The organism is Thermodesulfobacteriota bacterium, from assembly GCA_040756475.1.
GTDB lineage: Bacteria > Desulfobacterota > Deferrisomatia > Deferrisomatales > JACRMM01 > JBFLZB01.
Map to the genome: position 1 here is coordinate 1 of JBFLZB010000330.1, position 2,610 is coordinate 2,610.

Genomic DNA, 2,610 nt, shown 5'->3' on the forward strand with positions numbered 1-2,610 from the left:
GGTCAGGGGCTAGGGGTCAGGGGTCAGGGGTCAGGGGTCAGGGGTCAGGGGCCAGGGGTCAGGGGCCAGGGTCACGCGGCACCCGGCACCCGGCACGTTCTCACTCCCCATACCCCTCCGGGTTGGCCTGCTGCCACCGCCAGGCGTCGGCGGCCATCTCCTCCAGGGTTCGGGCGGCCGTCCACCCGAGCTCTCGCCGGGCCTTGCCGGGGTCGGCCCAGCAGGAGGCCACGTCGCCGGGCCTTCGGTCCACCACCCGGTAGGGGATGGGGCGCCCCGAGGCCTTCTCCACCGCGGCCACCATCTCCAGCACGCTGTGGCCCCGGCCCGTGCCCAGGTTCCAGATCCCCACCCCGGAGGTCTCCCGCAGCTTGTCCAGGGCCTTGAGGTGGCCCACGGCCAGGTCCACCACGTGGATGTAGTCGCGCACCCCCGTCCCGTCCGGAGTGGGGTAGTCGCCTCCGAACACCCGCAGCTCCTTGAGCTTTCCCACCGCCACCTGGGTCACGTAGGGGAGGAGGTTGTTGGGAACGCCGTTGGGGTCTTCCCCGATGCGGCCGCTCGGGTGCGCCCCCACGGGGTTGAAGTACCGAAGCAGCGCGATGCGCCACGCGGGGTCGGCCCGGTGGAGGTCGCCCAGGATCTCCTCGATCATCAGCTTGGAGCGGCCATAGGGGTTGGTGGCCGAGAGGGAGAAGTCCTCCCGGATCGGCACCGACGCAGGGTCCCCGTACACGGTGGCCGAGGAGCTGAAGACCAGGGCGCGAACCCCGTGCTCGGCCATGACCTCGCACAGCACCAGCGTGCCCGTGACGTTGTTGTGATAGTAGCGAAGCGGCATCTCCACGGACTCTCCCACCGCCTTGAGCCCGGCGAAGTGGACCACGGCGTCGAAGCGGCCCCCGCGGAAGATCCGGTTCAGGCCCTCCCGGTCCCGCAGGTCGACCCGGTGGAAGTCCAGGCTCCTGCCCGCCAGTTCCTCCACCCGGCGAAGCGCCTCTTCCCGGCTGTTGGAGAGATTGTCGGCAACCGCCACCTCCCACCCTGCCTGGAGGAGCTCCAGACACGTGTGGCTCCCGATGTACCCCGCTCCCCCCGTCACCAGAACCCTCATCCGAGCCTCCTCGCTCCGGGCTTGCCCCGGAGAGCCCCACGCGTGCCGCGCGCCCCGGGGCAGGCGGCGCACACCCCGGGGGTGCCCGAAACCCGCCCTGCGCCCGCGCATCCAAGGGGAAACCTCGACCCGGAGCGCTCCCCATGCTCGATGCGATCCCCTACTCCGTCCTCGTTCCCGTGGCCATCGCCCTAGCCCTGGCCCCCTTCTACCCCAAGCCCCACCTGCTGGAAAAGCTCCAGATGCTCTTTGCCGGGGATCTCCGCCGTCCCCTCGACATCTTCGACCTCTTCCTCCACGGGGCGCCCCTGGCGCTGCTGGCCGCCAAGGTCTTCTTCCAGCGCGGATAAGCCCGGTTCCGGCCCGGGGTTGCCCCCGGCCCTGCCGTTGATAGACTGGAAGCCTTCGTCCCCTGTCCCCAGGAGGCCCCCCATGACCTTCGAAGACCTGCGCTCGATCGCCGTCGGGTTCCAGCCGGCGAAGCTCCTGCTCGAAGCGCTCGACGTGGGGGTCTTCGACCTCCTGGACCACGGGGCGCTCGAAGCCGCCGAGGTTGCCCAGCGCTTCGGCCTCGACTCCCGCGCCACCCGGCTGGTACTCGACGCTCTGGTGGGCCAGGGGCTGCTGGAGTTGGGCGAGGGAGGGTACCGCAACGCCGAACCCGCCCGGCGGTTCCTCTCTCGCGGCTCCCCGGAGTACCGGGGCGAGATCCTCCGGCACCTCCACAACACGTGGGAGGACTGGAACGAGCTCGGGCAGACCTGGAAGACCGGGCACCCCGCCCTGCGCCGCAAGACCCAGCAGCTCCCCTCCACGCCGGAAGGGATGCGCCACTTCATCCTGGGCATGGAGAACCTGACCCGGGATCTCGCCCCACGGCTCGCCGAGCGCCTGCCCCTCGAGGGCTGCGCCCGGGTGCTGGACGTGGGCGGCGGACCCGGAAACTATGCCCTGGCCTTCGTCCAGCGCTGGCCCGGGCTCGAAGCGGTCCACTTCGACCTGGGGCCCACGTCGCAGATCGCCCGCGAGTTCCTGGGGGACAAGCCGGGGGCCGAACGGATTTCATTCCTGGAGGGGGATTTCCTCACGAGCCCCCTGGGGGAGGGGTACGACTTCGTCTGGGCGAGCCAGATCGTCCACATGCTGGGAGAGGAAGAGGTCCAGGCCCTCCTGGGGAGGATGGCCGCGGCCCTCCTCCCGGGCGGCGTGGTGGCGGTGCACGACCACTTCCTCGAGCCCGACCGCACCCGCCCCCCCACCGCTTCCCTCTTCGGCGTCCACATGCTCGTCGCCACGGAGCGGGGCCGCACCTACAGCTTCGAGGAGGTGGAGGGGTGGATGCGGGCAGCCGGCATCGAGCCCCAGCAGCGCATGGAGTACGGGGGGCCCGCCCGGGTCCTGCTGGGGAGGCGGCCCCGGACCTGAGGCGGGCCCGAGGTCACGGAATCATGGGCTCACGGGCGCCTATACAGAAATCCCCCCCTTCGATCCCCTCT

General features: G+C 70.9%; 3 protein-coding genes. 2 read left to right on the forward strand and 1 reads right to left on the reverse strand.

The window, feature by feature from the left end; translation table 11 throughout:
- Positions 1 to 100: 100 nt before the first annotated feature.
- The gene (gene galE / locus AB1578_23305) at positions 101 to 1,114 is read right to left on the reverse strand and encodes a UDP-glucose 4-epimerase GalE (GenBank protein ID MEW6490826.1); all 1,014 of its coding nucleotides are present in this window, start codon (positions 1,112 to 1,114) and stop codon (positions 101 to 103) included.
- Between the two features lie 143 nt (positions 1,115 to 1,257).
- Here galE and AB1578_23310 point away from each other — a divergent pair, with 143 nt between their 5' ends.
- Positions 1,258 to 1,464, forward strand: a complete 207-nt coding sequence (locus tag AB1578_23310) for a hypothetical protein (GenBank protein ID MEW6490827.1) — start codon at positions 1,258 to 1,260, stop codon at positions 1,462 to 1,464.
- An 82-nt stretch (positions 1,465 to 1,546) separates the two neighbouring features.
- A complete protein-coding gene (locus AB1578_23315) occupies positions 1,547 to 2,539 on the forward strand; it encodes a methyltransferase (protein MEW6490828.1) in 993 nt (330 codons plus the stop codon).
- Positions 2,540 to 2,610 lie beyond the last annotated feature (71 nt).